Genomic DNA, 14,228 nt, shown 5'->3' with positions numbered 1-14,228 from the left:
AGCGCGCTCCCACATTTGGTCCGGTTACAGCCAGAAACTCACGGCATACCAGCCTGGAACACCCATCACCACCGTGTACGGCAACGCCATCCACACCATCCGCCCGTACGACAGGCCAATCAGCGGTGCAATCGCCGAGGTCAGCAGAAACAGAAACGCAGCCTGGCAGGTCACCAGGCCCGCCACCAGCAACGGCAACGAAACCGGCGCGACTTTCAGAAAGAACTCAGAAAAATGCCAACCCATTTCGAGAATCAGGAAGCCGACGATACTCGCCTTGTACCAGCGAGGTGAGTGCCCGAGAAAGTTGTGCGCGAACGCCTGAGCCATAGAACCGGACATCGGTGACTCCTTGTATTAAGAAGCGCGCAACTTGCCGTAAGGAGAAGGGGAAGGGGAGATCAAGTGTAGGAATAAACCTTTGGTTTACCCAACGTAGCGTGCGACGACCGCCCGATAATTGCCAGCCAGTGAGTAGCCTCCTACGACGATGTTTCCGTCGGTCTGCACGACCAAAGACGTCGCGGTATCCAGGCTGCGACCTACGCGGGTACGAACCCAGCCGATGCCATCGCCGAAGCTGCGATCGAGTTGTCCATCGGGCAGGTGCCGGGCCAGGATAAAGTCGGCCTCGACGCCTCCGGTCGTTGCCCCGACCGTCAACACGCAGCCGTTCGGCAAGGCCTGGGCGGCAGTCCACTGGCAGGCACCCTGGCCAATTTCCAGTAAATGCGGCTGGCCGCCGTTGCAGTGAATATCCGGTCGGCCGTTGCTGTGGACTTTCAGTGCCAGGCAGTGCATCGGATCGCGGCTGCTGCCAAAGCAATGCAAATCGCCATTGTGCTGCTGGACGATCTGGTTGACTTGAGCGCTATGCTCCAGCGCCTTGAAACTCATGAAGCCATCGACGGCGAAGCTCTCGTCGAGCCTGCCATCGGTGTGATAACGCGCCAGAAGGCCTTCTTCAGGGAAGTTGATCGACCCGCCTACCAGGATCCGACCGTCTTGTTGCACCGTCAGGCTGCTGAGCCAGGTGTTCATCAGCAAGTGCCTGACCACCACGAAGCCGCGGCCATTGAAGTCGTCATCCAGCGAGCCGTCGGTGTTGAGTCGTATCAGCATGCCGGCATGATCGGCCAGTTCGAAATGATGATTGGCCAGCAGTAGAATACGGCCATCCTCCTGCACGCAGACATCACAAGCTTCGGTGCCCGGTACACCGGGTGGAAGCCAGGCATCACGCACGCCTTGAGAAAGATTGCCCGGCAGGCGCACGACGCGGCGTCCATTGTCGCCGAAACCTTGAACCGGGTTGCCGCGCGGGTCGAACAATGCGAGGGCAGGTAGTGTCCGGTGTGCATTTTCGTAGTGCAGGCCAGCCACCAGAATATGCCCGTCGGGCAGTACGTGGACTTTGCCCGCCATGGCTTCGAAGCCATGTTCAAACTGACCGGTAACGCTGCCGTGATTACCGAATGCCAGGTCGGCCGACCCATCCTCAAGCAGGCGAGCCAGACCGAAACGGGCACCGCCCGGCGTTCCGACTTTCGCCACCACCAGCAACCCGCCGCGCGCGTCAATCGCGACGCCGTTGGCCATGCTTGAAGTGCTACCGGCGAAATACACCTGGGTTCTGCCTTTGGCGGCAAAGGTTGTATCGAGGTTTCCAGCGTTGAGGAGTGTTTGGGGGACTGCGAAAGCGGTCTGGATTGACATTCACGCATCTCCTTGCGAGTCGTCCTGATCCAGGAGTGGGGAGGCGACTATGTTAATCACAGCATTCAACCCCTGAATGATTAGATGCACAACTGTCGAAACTAACAGGCGGAGGGTCGTTTTGTGCCAGAACAGTGTCTTTTCGAACCAATGGCAAGCCTGCCAAGTAATCGGCCGTGTGAAAGTTCGAATAAACAAGCGCCCTAAGTGCAGCCGGCGATAGAAAGCCGGCTAACTAACGAGCGAGGGGAGGGTGCGGATTACCGCGAAGTAATCCGCAAAACGCTAAATGTTTAGTGTGGCATCGACCAGGATTGGAGTTCGTAACCTTCATGGCTCAACTCGGCACGGGCTTGTTCCAGCAGGTGTTCGAGTTGTGCGGGATCGGAATACGCACTGCTTGGGATCTGTGTGTGGCTGATGCGGGTGTTGGTGCGATCGATAACGGTCAGGCTGAGTTCGCCATTACCGTCTTGTGGAGCCCAGGCCACGCATTGGAACGGCCGGAATGCGCGGTCGGCAATCAAAAGAGCTTCGTTGATACGGAGCGGGGCGTTCATGGGGTCTTCTCTCTGTATGCCCAATCAAGTGATGTGCCGTCGGTTGGGCTTACCGTTCGGCTGGTTACTTGTACTGATGCCCTCAACCCCGGGGCGGGTCACATACAATTAAAAGAAATTTCAACTTTCTTTCCTCGGCTAAAGGTTTTAACGGGTTTTGAAAGCTGAATGAAAGGTTTGAGTCGTTAGGTAACTAACAAAGCCTGTTCTTATAACTACTTACGCAACGTTCCTATAGTCAAACGGTACAAGGTCACGTCAAATTCTTGCTAATGTTACAGCCAGGTCCGCCAAATGATTGTTTTTAATAATATTTCCTATAATTTGGCGCCAAGGAACAGTCATGAGCGAAGCGCCTGCGTTACGACGTCTGTTAGTAGTGGATCCTTGCGACGACTGCCATCGTCTGTTGCCGGGTTTGCGCGCTGTGGGCTGGGACGTTGACAGCTGTAGCCTGGAAAACGCCGCCGACCGAACCTGTGACGTGGGCCTGTTGCGTCTGCAGCCCTTTCATCTGGAACGCCCGGAGGCCGTCAAAGAACTGATCAGCCGTAGCGGCACCGAGTGGATTGCCGTACTCAACCAGGAAGTCTTGCGATTGCAGAATGTCGGGGACTTTGTCTGCGAATGGTTTTTCGATTTCCATACCTTGCCGTTCGATGTGTCCCGGGTCCAGGTGACGCTGGGCCGAGCGTTCGGCATGGCCCGTCTGCGCGGGCAGGGCACGGTTCATATTGATCAACCGGAGCATGAGCTGCTCGGCGACAGCAAGCCGATTCGCGAGCTGCGCAAGTTACTGAGCAAGTTGGCGCCTACTGAGTCTCCAGTTTTGATACGCGGTGAAAGCGGGACCGGTAAAGAACTGGTCGCCCGCACGCTGCACCGACAATCCCAGCGTCACAGCAAACCCTTTGTCGCGATCAATTGCGGCGCGATTCCCGAGCATTTGATCCAGTCCGAACTGTTTGGCCACGAGAAGGGAGCCTTTACCGGCGCCCATCAGCGCAAGGTCGGACGGATCGAGGCGGCCAACGGCGGCACGTTGTTTCTCGATGAAATCGGTGATCTGCCCCTGGAGCTGCAAGCCAATCTGTTGCGCTTCCTGCAGGAAAAAGCCATCGAACGTGTGGGCGGCAGTCAGCCGATTCCGGTGGATGTGCGGGTTTTGGCAGCGACTCACGTCGACCTTGAGGAGGCGATCGAGAAGAAACGCTTTCGTGAGGATTTGTATTACCGCCTGAACGTACTGCAAGTCGTCACCGCGTCACTGCGTGAGCGCCACGGTGACTTATCGATGTTGGCCAACCACTTTTCCCACTTCTACAGCCATGAAACCGGCCGCCGTCCCCGCAGCTTCAGTGAAGACGCCTTGATTGCCATGGGCAAGCATGACTGGCCGGGCAATGTTCGCGAGCTGGCCAACCGGGTACGTCGCGGGTTGGTACTGGCCGAAGGCCGGCAAATTGAAGCGCGAGACCTGGGGCTGATCAGCCAGCAGGCCATTGCCGCGCCGATGGGCACGCTGGAAGACTACAAGCACCGGGCAGAGCGACAGGCCTTGAGCGATGTACTTAACCGCCATAGCGATAATTTGAGCATCGCCGCCAAAGTGCTGGGGATATCCAGGCCTACCTTCTACCGTTTGTTGCACAAACATCAGATACGTTGAGCGATTGCAGACCTACAGGATCAACAAAAAACCCGCTAAATAAGCGGGTTTTTTGTGGGTGCCGGTTTAGAAGTAGTACGGGAATTTCAGGCTGAAGGAAAAGTCTGGCGAGTCTTCGGTCAGGCCGATGGCCAGGTTGGGAACGATCGTCAGGTTATCGGTTGCTGCCAGGGTCATGCCGATGTTGAAGTTGGCCGAGTTGTAATCGCTGTTGGAAATCGATTGCCAATCGCCACCGTCCGGCTTGATCTTGCTCTTGCCGGCGAACTGATCGGTGAACGAGAACGACATACTCATCTTCTCGTTCAAGGCGAATGCAATGCCCGCGCCGACCTGCCAGGAATTGCCCAGTTTCACATCCCCTTTGACCTTTGACCCAACCTGAGGGCTGATGTCGCTGAAAGAGTCTTCCACGTTGTAGGTGTAGGACAGGCTGCCGAACAGCACGGCCGGGTCGAAGCTCTTGACCAGCGAGATACCCGGGGTGATCGACCAGACACCATTGCCGGTAGGCAAGTCCTCGGGTACGGAGAGGTTATCGTTGGTCGGGTCATTGACCAGCTTGATGCCGTAAGGGTCTTTACCGGTTGGCGCCTTGACGCGCAGTGTAACGACCGCGTCGGGCAGGTTGGCCGACTCATCCAGAAACTTGTAGGCAACGCCAAAGTTCACATCGCCGATGGTCGGGTCGCGGGTAACGGTTGCGTCCGACGTCACCGGGCCTGCGCCACCGGCGCCACCGGAGGAATACGTTGATTCGCGATAAACCACGGGGACGTTAATGTCGAACTGCCAACGTTGTGCCACGTTGTAGCGGGCGGTCAGGTCCAGGGTCCAGTTATCCGCCTTGATACGGTCGAGGTTGATGTTGCCGAGGAAAATCGAGTCCAGTGCCAGGAAGCCATTGAGCGTCAGCGCACGGGTATCGTAGTGCGTGTAGGTCAGGCCGGTTTCGACGCTGAACTTGCCGCCACCGAAGAAGCCGCTGGCTTCGTCATACAGGTTGGAAACACTTTGCGCAGGTTCCGAATCCTCCTTGAGTGATTGGCCGTATGAACTGCCTGTGGTTCCCGGCGCACCGGCGGCCACTGCCTGGCCACCTTTGGGCGTTTCGGCGGGGGATTTGGTCAGGCGTTTGGGAGCAGGTGCCGCAGGTGATTCTTCGACTTGGCGAACGCGTTGCTCAAGTACCATCAGCGCGTTCTGTTGTGCTTCGTATCGCTGTTTCAACTCCATGAGTTCTTGTTTTAATGCCTCGACCTGGGGGTCCGATGCTGCGTATAGCAGTGAGGTCGGGGCCAGGCTACTCAAACAAACTATAGCTCTGAGCGTTAGCGATCGGTGCATGGGTTAGCCGTCCCTTCTGACTACATCTGATGAGACTGAGCGTAGATCAGAATCCGAGAGTGCGAAGACCTTTGAGCTGGTCCAGGTTGCCGTTCAGCGACCCGCCTGTCGTCGCGTTGTCACGCAGCACGACATTGAAGGACGTGAGGTTCCTGACCTGGTTGCTACCGCCGAGCAAAGTCGTGTTCTGCATCAGCCCACCCTGGGCCAGGCGTTGTACGGTACTGCCCTGGTTGTTGTTGGCCACGATGTTGAGTTGCACACCCGTACCGGTTGAGGAAACGCTGAGCGAGCCCGCGCCATTGGCGCCAACCAGCGTCGAGCCTGCGGCCAGTGCCTGGCCCTGCTGTTGCGTTGCTGGCGCTTGGCTACCCTTTGTGACGTTGATATCAACGTTGTTGTAGGCAGTGTTATTGTCGCCGGCAGCCCGCACGACTTGAGTAACGCCTTCGGTGTTGTTGAGGCCGCCGCCGCCAGTGACGGTACCGGTGCCTTGCGAACTCTCTGAGCTATAACCTTTTTCGTCGATCATCGACACATAGAACTGTGGCTTGATGGTCGATTGTTGAATTTGCATCGAGGAAGTTGCCCCGATCATTTCACCGTTGGCATTTTGCCAGGTGCTGGTCATGACAACGCCGAAACTGATGATCCGTCCTGGCATGACATAGCGGCCTCGCAGGCTCGCCAATTCCTGATCCTTCAGTTCAATGGGTTTAAACGTCTGTGCCTGGGTCGGCAGGCTGGCGGCCAGGCAAACCAAGGTCAGCCAGATTGGAGTCTTCATTGGATACTCCCGGAGCGTCATGCTCCTTGTTATTAGAAGAAGTCGCTTCGGATGAATCCGAAATCCATCAACTCTGTGTCTCGCACCGGGGTGAAGGTGTTGATGCGGTTCTTGGCGGTCAGAGGCATGGGTGGGTCGAGCAGCGCATTGGCTTTGTCGTAGCCCTGGCCGATGACGGCAAAAATGATGCCGTTCCAGCCTTTGATAAAGTCGTCGACTTTGTAACGCTTATGACCGAGTACCGGATCTCCGATGTAGACCCAGCCCTTATGGACTCTTTGCATGACCACAAAATGTTTGTAGCCACGGATATCCAGGAGTACCACCACCGGAATTTTGATGTCGTTCAACGATTCCGGCGATACCCGGTAGCCACGGGCCCGCATGCCGATACTTTCCACATAACGCTTCATGTCGAGCATGGAGAAGCCCTGGACACGGACTAGATCTTGATCAGAGTGTGCCAGCATGCCTTCGATGATCAGTTCTTCATCCACGTCCAGCCAATAGGCCTGGCGCAAGATGGTAGCCAGCGCAGCTGCGCCGCAACTGAAGTCGGTTTTCTGTTGCACCAGGTCGGCAAATTTACGCTCGCGTACGCTCTGGATCGGCTTGAACACCACCGCACCGCCCGGCAGGACGGAAAGCGGCAATTGTGCAGCCTCGATCACAGTGGCCACGCAAAGCAAAACTGCCAAGGCGATAATGCGCATGGTGGGACGCCTTCTGGTTGGGTTGAAAAAGGCCCCCGTAAGGGGGCCTCCAGAGACAGCAATTAGAACGACTGGTTGGAGATGGCCAGCGAGTTGCTTTGCTGGTTGCCCACACCGGCAGCTACGTTGACGCCCAGGTTGCCACTGCCACCATTCACCGAACCACTCAGGGTTGCAGTGTTGGTCACAGGGTTGGCCCAGCCAGTTGGAGTCAGCACTTGATAAGAGTAGGTGTTGCTCAAATCATATGAGCTGCTTTCACTCCAGCTTTTCGCTTTGTCGTAAGCAGATTCGGACGACTTGCTGCCCGATTTATCGTACGAGGACGCGGTCGATTTCTCGAACGAAGCATCGAACGCTTTCTCGAACGACGAGTCGCGCGATTTGTCGTACGAGGATTCATGCGATTTGTCGTACGAGGAGTCACGCGTACGGTCGTACGAGGAATCGCGTGTACGGTCGAACGAGGAATCGCGCGAACGGTCGTACGATCTGTCTACCGCTACGTCAAGCGTTGCGTCAAGCGATGCGCTAAGCGATGCGTCGGAACTGCTGCTGCGGGTGCGATCGCCAAAGCCATTATTGAAGGTAGTGGAGTTGGAAGCCGCCGCTTCAGCGTCCAAAGTAGCGCCCAAGGAAGCAGTCAGAGAAGCACTCGAAGAACCGCTTGCATTGCTGCTGTTGGAACCGCTTGCACTGCTGCTGTTGGATCCGCTCGCAGAACTGCTATTGGAACCGCTTGCAGCGCTGCTGTTGGAACCACTTGCATTGCTGGCCGAAGAACCGCTTACATCAATGCTAAGGGAACCGCTGGCATCAGAGCTCTTGGAACCAGCCGCAGCCCAGGACGAAGAAGCGCTTTGACTGCCGCTAGCCTCGAAGGACTTCTCGCGAGAGGCACTACCGCTAGCGGTTTTGGTAACCGTAATGGTATCCACGCGATAGGTCCGATCGGCGGTGTTGTTCACGATCAGGCCAGGACCGTCTTGATTGGCGGACGCGGTGGCTCTTGCACTACCGAGTGGAGCATTGGTGTTGGCAATTGCCATGGTGTTTTTCTGCTGGTTCAGGTCGCCGCCAGCAATGTTGACACCCACATTACCGCTGCTGCCATCGGCGGATCCACTCATCACGGCAGAGTTGGTTACGCCGAAGTTGTTGACGACGTTACGGTTGCTGGTTTGCCTGACGTCAGCGGTGGCAGTGGCAGTGCCGAACACGAAGCTGTTATCGATCGCGGCGTTGTCGGAGGCTGCGTTGGCGATGGCGGCGGCGTTGTCTTGCTGGTTGCCGTTACCTGCCGCCACGTTGACGCCGACGTTGCCGCTCGCGCCTGCAGCCGAACTACTCATCTCGGCTGAGTTTTCTACCCCTTCATTCCAGATGCGGTTGCCGGTACTGTTCTGTCTGTCGTTAGCATTGGCAGTCGCGCTGATAGGGACCATTTTTGCAGGAGGGGTGTTGTTGCCACCGTTGTGATGGTTGCCACGCCGATCGTTTTGCCCAGCTTGTACAGCAACAGCCATGACCGCAGCAATTGCGAAAACCAGAGGCTTTAGTGCCATCGAAGGTTTCATGGTGATTCTCCGTACTTATTTTAGGTTAAGTGTTGTTTTTACCTGTTTGGTCAATCCGTGACCCTTACGCTCAGGGTGTTGGCCGTTCGGTTTCCCACCCCGGCGCTCTGATTCAACTGGATCACCCCACGGCTACCGGTGAAGGCCTGATCGCTTGTAGCGACCTGGCGATAGCCTGGTGCAGAGTCAGTTGGATCGGAGTTGTTGAGCAGCGTCACGTTCTGTTGCATGAGGACGCTGTCGTCGATACTTTGCGGCTGTGAACTGATGCTTATCCGCAAGGCATTGGCTTGCTGGTTGCTGGCGCCCGCGCTCTGGTTGACGCCCAGTGCGCCATTGCCGTGGCTGAAGGAGTCACCTTGAATGCTGGAGTGCGCATCGATTTTGGGGTCGACAATGGTGCGCAGCCGTTGGCGAATCTGGGTGGTCGCGCTGGCTGAATAGCCAACGGCGATGGCCCGGGCGTTGGCCTGTTGCTGCAGATCGCCCGCCGCTTGGTTGACCGTGAGGTTGCCTTGGTACTGCATGCCCGAGGCGTCGATTTCGGCGTTATTGATGACGGGAGATTGGGCAAAGGTCGATGCACTGCAAAACATGGCGACAATCAGCAGCGTACGATTCATCTCAACGGTCTCCCGTTACGATTTTCAGAGCACCCATGCCTCGCTGGATGTTTGAATTGACCATGTTGGCAATGCCACTACCCGAGTTTCCCGAACGTCCGGCGGGGAGGTTGGAAAGCTGGGTCTGGTTGCTGATATTGCCACCCAGGTTGTTGGAGTTTTGAGTGACCAAGCGGGAAATGCCTGCACCACTGGCGACGTTGGCGAAATCGCCGTCGCTCAACTCGTTCGTTTGTTTGAGGATATTTTGGGACGGGTTGGCATTGACGGTCGTGGGGTTGGGATCGGGAATCACCGGCGACCGCGTTGCCATGCGCGGCTGGACATCACGTTTGATAATAATGATGCCGTTGTCAGCCTGAACAGGCAGGGAGACAGTTGAGCCCAGTGCACATCCGATCAGCAGAAGGCCATAGATTTTTTTAGTGAATTTCCCCACAGCGGCAATTCCTTCTGTAAGTGGAACGCTGGCCCTTATCAGCGTTGCAACGAAGAGAGCAGAAGGTGTGCCGGTTTTTGTTTTTCTATTAAAAACAGTTGGTTGACTTTAATTGTCGAGGGCGTCAAAAAAATTATGTAACGCCACTGAGACAGAGCCACGCAAAAGCACCGTCCATGCTGGCGTCATTGCTCGCTAGGGGAGGCTGAAGGCAGGTTGTATCAGTGGCTTAACATTTTCTTGCTGGGAGACTCGCGCCGCTTTAGTTCGCGGGTTTGCGCAGAGGTGGGTGTTTCAGGAATGGACACTTTCAACAGGGCGGAGTGCGCCTGTCAGGCCTTGAGCAAGCGAGTCACAGCCTCGAATGCCGCGTCCTTGCGCTGTTTCCAATCACCTTGCAATACCTGGCAAGGCTGGCGGTGCAGGTCAAGCCATTCGCGGCTGGCCTGGAAATACGCCTGGCGTTCTGCCAGTTGCGGTTGGCAACGCTGCCCGTCGTCATGCCAGGCCACGGTGTCAGGGCTCAGCAGCAAATGGAGGTCGTAGTGCCGTGCCAGCAATGCTTGCTCGATCCATGTCGGGCAAGGGCCAAACAACGTTTGACTCCAAAGGATATTGCTCAAGAGGTGCGTATCGAGAATCAGCAGTGACGGTTGTTTGGCGCGTGCCTCATCTTCCCAAGCCAGCTGGCCAAGTGCTATGGATGTAATGTCATCGTAGCGGGTTTCACGGGCTTCGCTGTCGATAAAGTGCCGAACGTACTCACTGACCAATATGCCGCCAAAGTTGGCGTGAATCTCGCTCGAAAGCCAACTTTTGCCGCTGGATTCGGGACCTGTAAGCACCAGTACTTTCATGTGCGCAATACCGGATCGGCACGCCATTCCCGCCAGCCGTGCATGGCAATCACGGCGAACATCGCGTAGAGCCCCGCGGTCAGGTACATGCCTTTGTAGATAAACAACCCGACGAAAATCACATCGAGTGTGATCCACAGCGGCCAGCATTGAACGCGCTTTTGCGCCATCCAGACCTGCGCCACCAAGCTGAAGCCTGTGAGCGCCGCATCCAGCCAGGGTTGGGCGGCATCGGTCCAGTGCGCCATGGCGGCGCCCAGCAACAGACTGCCGATTGCGCCGATGGCCAGGCTAAACGCCACAGATTTTCCAGCGAGCTGGCTGACCTGCCGGCCATGATGCGCATCGCCGCCACGTGTCCACTGCCACCAGCCATAGACCTGCAACGCGGCGTAGATCACCTGCAGTAGCGTGTCCGAGTACAACTTCACCTCAAAAAAGATCCAGCTATAAAGCAGCACCATGACCAGGCCGATCGGCCAGCACCAGGGGTTCTGTTTGACCGTCAACCAGACGGCAGTGACACCGAGGGCGGCGGCAAACAGTTCAAGCCCGGACATGGAGGTTCCTTGGGGGAAGTCGAAGAGGGGGGCGATTGTACCCAGATTGTCATGAGCGGGCTTGCCCGACTCCTTCAGTAAAAGCACAAAACCTGTGGGAGCGAGCTTGCTCGCGATGGCGGTAGATCAGTCACATTAATGGTAACTGACAGTCCGCTATCGCGAGCAAGTTCGCTCCCAAAGGTGGCGTTATACCCGGAACTGCTTGAGCAGCCCGTTCAACTGCTCACTCAAATCCTTGAGACGAACACTGGCCAGACTCGACTGTTCCGCCGCCAATGCCGTGCTGTGGGACAAACCGGCCGCCTGGGTGACGTTCTGGTTGATGTCCTCGACCACGTGCGCCTGCTGCAAGGTCGCGCTGGCAATCGAAGCGTTCAGCCCGTTGAGGTTGCGCAGCGCCTGGCCAATGGCATTCAGGCTTGCACCGGCGAGGCCGGCTTGCTCGATGGTCAGTTGCGAGGCGCGGCTGCTGTCGCCGATCACCTTGACCGCCGCTTCTGAATGGCTTTGCAGCCGTTCGATCATCGACTGGATTTCCGCCGTGGATTTCTGGGTACGCTGGGCCAGCAGCCGCACTTCATCGGCCACCACCGCAAAACCACGGCCTTGCTCGCCAGCACGGGCGGCTTCGATGGCCGCGTTGAGGGCCAGCAGGTTGGTTTGTTCGGCGATGGAGCGGATGACTTCCAGGACGCTGCCGATCTGCGTACTTTCGGCGGCCAGGGTACGAATCACTTCCACCGCCTGATCGATGGTGGAAGACAGCTTGTCGATCTGTTGCAGGCTGCCATCGATGTTGACCTGGCCTTGCTGTGCCTGAGACTCGGCATCGCGCATTTCGCTGGCGGCGTGCTCGGCGTTCTTGGCGACATCCTGCACGCCATACGTCACTTCATTGATGGCCGTGGCCACCAGTTCCATCTGCTGGGACTGCTGCTGGCTGCGTTGTTGGGCCTGGGCGGCGTCGTTGCCCAAGTCGCTGGAAGACTGGCTTAAGGCGCTGGCAGACGCCTGCAACTCACTGATCACCTGCCGCAGCTTGGCGGTAAAGGCGTTGAAGTGTCGGGCCAGTTGCGTGACTTCATCCTGGCCATGGGTATCGAGGGTGCGGGTCAGGTCGCTTTCACCGCTGGCGATGTTGGCCATGGCGTTCACGGTTTCCTGGAGCGGACGCACGATGCTGCGGGCAATCAGGATCACCAGCAACGCCATGATCAGGGCAATCACCAGCCCCACGAAAGAAGCCTTCCACACCTGGCCATAAAACTCGGCCTGCATGTCATCGATGTACACGCCCGAGCCGATGACCCAGCCCCAAGGCTCGAACAGTTTGACGTAGGAGGTTTTTTCTACCGGGGCGCTGGCACCCGGTTTTGGCCAGCGGTAGTCGACCATGCCGGCACCTTTGGCCTTGGCGATGGCAACCATTTCATTGAACAGCGCAAACCCGTCCGGATCGCGGATCGTCGACAGGTTCTGGCCTTCGAGTTTCGGGTTGGCCGGGTGCATGACCATCACCGGCGTCAGATCGTTGATCCAGAAGTAGTCGTTCTGGTCATAGCGCAAGCCGCGAACCACCGTCAGCGCCTGTTTTTGCGCGGCGTCGCGGGTCAGCGTGCCGGCGGTTTCCAGGGCGTGGTAATAATTGAGAATGCCACTGGCGGTCTGCACCACGTGCTGGGTTTTCTCAACCTTGGCGTGGTACAGGTCTTCGTGAATCTGCTTGAGCATCAATACGCCCAACGTCATCAGCATCAGGACGGCCACGATCAAGATGAGCCACAAACGTCGGCTGATCGACATACTGCGCAAGCTGTTCATAACGCTGTCACTCCGGTTTCTTGTTCTTGTAATAAATGATCGCCAGCATCCAACCACACTTTGCGGGCCGGGCCTATGCGACCCAAGTCCTATAAGGCGGCAGCGTTAATCGGACTTGTCTGATAGGATTTCGGCCCCGTATGGGAAAACCTGAATCCGAGTTGACTTTTCAGCGGACTTTTACAGTTGTGCGTGGATCGAATGCGCGTGGATTTCATCTGCGCCGATCGCAGTAAAACGCTCTAAACAAATATTAACGGGGCATGCCGTGGCGCATCGCTTCTTGGGGGATAGATGGATCTTTGGACCGCCTTTCAGGCATTGATTCTTGGGGTTGTAGAAGGGCTGACGGAGTTTTTGCCGATTTCCAGTACCGGTCACCAAATCATCGTGGCCGACTTGCTCGACTTCGGTGGTGAAAGGGCCATGGCCTTTAACATCATTATTCAGCTCGGGGCGATCCTGGCGGTGGTGTGGGAGTTTCGCCGCAAGATTTTCGATGTGGTCGTCGGTTTGCCGACCCAGCCGAGCGCTCGACGCTTTACCGCGAACCTGCTGATTGCCTTCCTGCCGGCCGTGGTGTTGGGGGTGATATTCGCCGATCTGATTCACGAGTACCTGTTCAACCCGATCACCGTGGCCGCGGCATTGGTCGTGGGCGGTATCGTCATGTTGTGGGCGGAAAAGCGTCAGCATGAAGTGCATGCCCACACGGTCGATGAAATCACCTGGAAAGACGCCTTGAAAGTCGGCTTCGCCCAGTGCCTGGCAATGATTCCGGGAACCTCGCGTTCCGGCTCCACCATCATTGGTGGCTTGCTGTTCGGGTTGTCGCGCAAGACCGCCACCGAGTTTTCGTTCTTCCTGGCGATGCCAACCATGGTCGGCGCGGCGGTGTACTCGGGCTACAAGTACCGCGATCTGTTCGTGCCGTCTGATTTCCCGGTGTTCGCGATCGGCTTCGTCACGGCATTCATCTTCGCGATGATTGCTGTCAGAGCCTTGCTCGTGTTCATCGGCAGCCACAGCTACGCGGCGTTCGCCTGGTATCGCATCGTGTTCGGCCTGGTGATCCTCGCCACCTGGCAGTTTGGCTGGGTCGACTGGACCGCGGTCAAGCCATGAATGACGCCAGCGCGCGCAACAACCCCGGACGCAAATCCGGGGGTGGGATCCAGCGTCCACGGCTCAAGTTGCTGATGTTCGCGATCCTGTGCGCGCTGCCGCTGTCTGGCTCGCTGTCGATGTGGCTGACCGGGATTTCGCTGGTTCCCCTGGCGGCCTACGGCATCGTCAGCGTGCTGGCGTTTTTCCTGTACTGGAGCGACAAGCGCAAGGCTCGCGCCGATAGCTGGCGCACACCGGAGAACGTGTTACACGCGGTGGAACTCGCCGGTGGCTGGCCGGGCGCATTGCTGGCCCAGCAGGTGTTTCGGCACAAGACGCGCAAAATCTCGTTTCAGCTGTTGTTCTGGGTCATCGTGCTCATGCATCAAGTGTTCTGGATCGACCAGATGTTCCTTGGCGCGCACGTGTTCGCCCTGTTTTAGAAAAGA

The 14,228-nt window shown here is 57.2% G+C and carries 14 protein-coding genes and 1 pseudogene; 3 read left to right on the top strand and 12 right to left on the bottom strand.

The window, feature by feature from the left end:
* Positions 1–24: 24 nt before the first annotated feature.
* The 3 genes and pseudogenes from ACA055_RS15820 to ACA055_RS15810 all read right to left on the bottom strand — a co-directional run.
* A pseudogene (locus ACA055_RS15820) lies at positions 25–165 on the bottom strand (hypothetical protein); the annotation flags it as partial.
* A gap of 261 nt (positions 166–426) precedes the next feature.
* Complete coding sequence (locus ACA055_RS15815) at positions 427–1,716, bottom strand: NHL repeat-containing protein (protein WP_497679494.1); 1,290 nt, start codon at positions 1,714–1,716, stop codon at positions 427–429.
* 293 nt (positions 1,717–2,009) lie between these two features.
* Complete coding sequence (locus tag ACA055_RS15810) at positions 2,010–2,276, bottom strand: DUF1652 domain-containing protein (protein WP_497679493.1); 267 nt, start codon at positions 2,274–2,276, stop codon at positions 2,010–2,012.
* A gap of 343 nt (positions 2,277–2,619) precedes the next feature.
* Here ACA055_RS15810 and ACA055_RS15805 point away from each other — a divergent pair, with 343 nt between their 5' ends.
* Entirely contained in the window at positions 2,620–3,945 is a 1,326-nt protein-coding gene (locus tag ACA055_RS15805; protein ID WP_497679492.1) for a sigma-54 dependent transcriptional regulator, read from the top strand.
* A gap of 66 nt (positions 3,946–4,011) precedes the next feature.
* Here the strand turns inward: ACA055_RS15805 and fapF are convergent, their stop codons facing one another.
* The 9 genes from fapF to ACA055_RS15760 form a co-directional block, all read right to left on the bottom strand.
* Positions 4,012–5,292 (bottom strand): fibril amyloid transporter FapF, encoded by a 1,281-nt coding sequence (fapF, locus tag ACA055_RS15800; protein ID WP_497679491.1) that lies wholly within the window; start codon positions 5,290–5,292, stop codon positions 4,012–4,014.
* A gap of 46 nt (positions 5,293–5,338) precedes the next feature.
* A complete protein-coding gene (fapE, locus tag ACA055_RS15795) occupies positions 5,339–6,079 on the bottom strand; it encodes a fibril amyloid subunit FapE (RefSeq protein WP_497679490.1) in 741 nt (246 codons plus the stop codon).
* 32 nt (positions 6,080–6,111) lie between these two features.
* Positions 6,112–6,792 carry a fibril amyloid maturation endopeptidase FapD gene (gene fapD / locus ACA055_RS15790; RefSeq protein WP_497679489.1) on the bottom strand — a complete coding sequence of 227 codons (681 nt, stop codon included), beginning with the start codon at positions 6,790–6,792 and terminating at the stop codon, positions 6,112–6,114.
* A 62-nt stretch (positions 6,793–6,854) separates the two neighbouring features.
* Positions 6,855–8,369: an amyloid-like fimbrin subunit FapC gene (gene fapC / locus ACA055_RS15785; protein WP_497679488.1), complete on the bottom strand. Its 1,515-nt coding sequence runs from the start codon at positions 8,367–8,369 to the stop codon at positions 6,855–6,857.
* 50 nt (positions 8,370–8,419) lie between these two features.
* Entirely contained in the window at positions 8,420–8,992 is a 573-nt protein-coding gene (gene fapB, locus ACA055_RS15780) for a fibril amyloid subunit FapB (protein WP_497679487.1), read from the bottom strand.
* Between the two features lies 1 nt (position 8,993).
* Positions 8,994–9,431 (bottom strand): functional amyloid chaperone FapA, encoded by a 438-nt coding sequence (gene fapA / locus ACA055_RS15775; RefSeq protein ID WP_497679486.1) that lies wholly within the window; start codon positions 9,429–9,431, stop codon positions 8,994–8,996.
* Positions 9,432–9,763: 332 nt separating this feature from the next.
* Entirely contained in the window at positions 9,764–10,288 is a 525-nt protein-coding gene (locus ACA055_RS15770) for an AAA family ATPase (protein ID WP_497679485.1), read from the bottom strand.
* Positions 10,285–10,848: a nicotinamide riboside transporter PnuC gene (gene pnuC / locus ACA055_RS15765; RefSeq protein WP_497679484.1), complete on the bottom strand. Its 564-nt coding sequence runs from the start codon at positions 10,846–10,848 to the stop codon at positions 10,285–10,287. The genes ACA055_RS15770 and pnuC overlap by 4 nt, the downstream gene beginning before the upstream one ends.
* 189 nt (positions 10,849–11,037) lie before the next feature.
* A complete protein-coding gene (locus ACA055_RS15760) occupies positions 11,038–12,672 on the bottom strand; it encodes a methyl-accepting chemotaxis protein (protein WP_497679483.1) in 1,635 nt (544 codons plus the stop codon).
* A 294-nt stretch (positions 12,673–12,966) separates the two neighbouring features.
* On the opposite strand from ACA055_RS15760, the gene ACA055_RS15755 reads away from it, so the two are divergent.
* Positions 12,967–13,797, top strand: coding sequence for an undecaprenyl-diphosphate phosphatase (locus tag ACA055_RS15755; protein ID WP_497679482.1), 831 nt, complete (start codon positions 12,967–12,969; stop codon positions 13,795–13,797).
* Positions 13,794–14,222, top strand: coding sequence for a DUF1294 domain-containing protein (locus ACA055_RS15750; RefSeq protein WP_497679481.1), 429 nt, complete (start codon positions 13,794–13,796; stop codon positions 14,220–14,222). The genes ACA055_RS15755 and ACA055_RS15750 overlap by 4 nt, the downstream gene beginning before the upstream one ends.
* The last annotated feature ends 6 nt before the right edge of the window (positions 14,223–14,228 follow it).

The organism is Pseudomonas sp. LBUM1657 (assembly GCF_059716075.1).
Note: the sequence above shows the minus strand (reverse complement) of the source record. Positions and strands in the feature narration are given on the sequence as shown.

Coding starts and splice junctions, on each gene's coding strand:
- pnuC (WP_497679484.1), bottom strand. CDS start 10,848: ATGTCCGGGCTTGAACTGTTTGCCGCCGCCCTCGGTGTCACTGCCGTC.
- fapE (WP_497679490.1), bottom strand. CDS start 6,079: ATGAAGACTCCAATCTGGCTGACCTTGGTTTGCCTGGCCGCCAGCCTG.
- ACA055_RS15770 (WP_497679485.1), bottom strand. CDS start 10,288: ATGAAAGTACTGGTGCTTACAGGTCCCGAATCCAGCGGCAAAAGTTGG.
- ACA055_RS15750 (WP_497679481.1), top strand. CDS start 13,794: ATGAATGACGCCAGCGCGCGCAACAACCCCGGACGCAAATCCGGGGGT.
- ACA055_RS15805 (WP_497679492.1), top strand. CDS start 2,620: ATGAGCGAAGCGCCTGCGTTACGACGTCTGTTAGTAGTGGATCCTTGC.
- ACA055_RS15760 (WP_497679483.1), bottom strand. CDS start 12,672: ATGAACAGCTTGCGCAGTATGTCGATCAGCCGACGTTTGTGGCTCATC.
- ACA055_RS15810 (WP_497679493.1), bottom strand. CDS start 2,276: ATGAACGCCCCGCTCCGTATCAACGAAGCTCTTTTGATTGCCGACCGC.
- ACA055_RS15815 (WP_497679494.1), bottom strand. CDS start 1,716: ATGTCAATCCAGACCGCTTTCGCAGTCCCCCAAACACTCCTCAACGCT.
- fapF (WP_497679491.1), bottom strand. CDS start 5,292: ATGCACCGATCGCTAACGCTCAGAGCTATAGTTTGTTTGAGTAGCCTG.
- fapD (WP_497679489.1), bottom strand. CDS start 6,792: ATGCGCATTATCGCCTTGGCAGTTTTGCTTTGCGTGGCCACTGTGATC.
- fapB (WP_497679487.1), bottom strand. CDS start 8,992: ATGAATCGTACGCTGCTGATTGTCGCCATGTTTTGCAGTGCATCGACC.
- fapC (WP_497679488.1), bottom strand. CDS start 8,369: ATGAAACCTTCGATGGCACTAAAGCCTCTGGTTTTCGCAATTGCTGCG.
- ACA055_RS15755 (WP_497679482.1), top strand. CDS start 12,967: ATGGATCTTTGGACCGCCTTTCAGGCATTGATTCTTGGGGTTGTAGAA.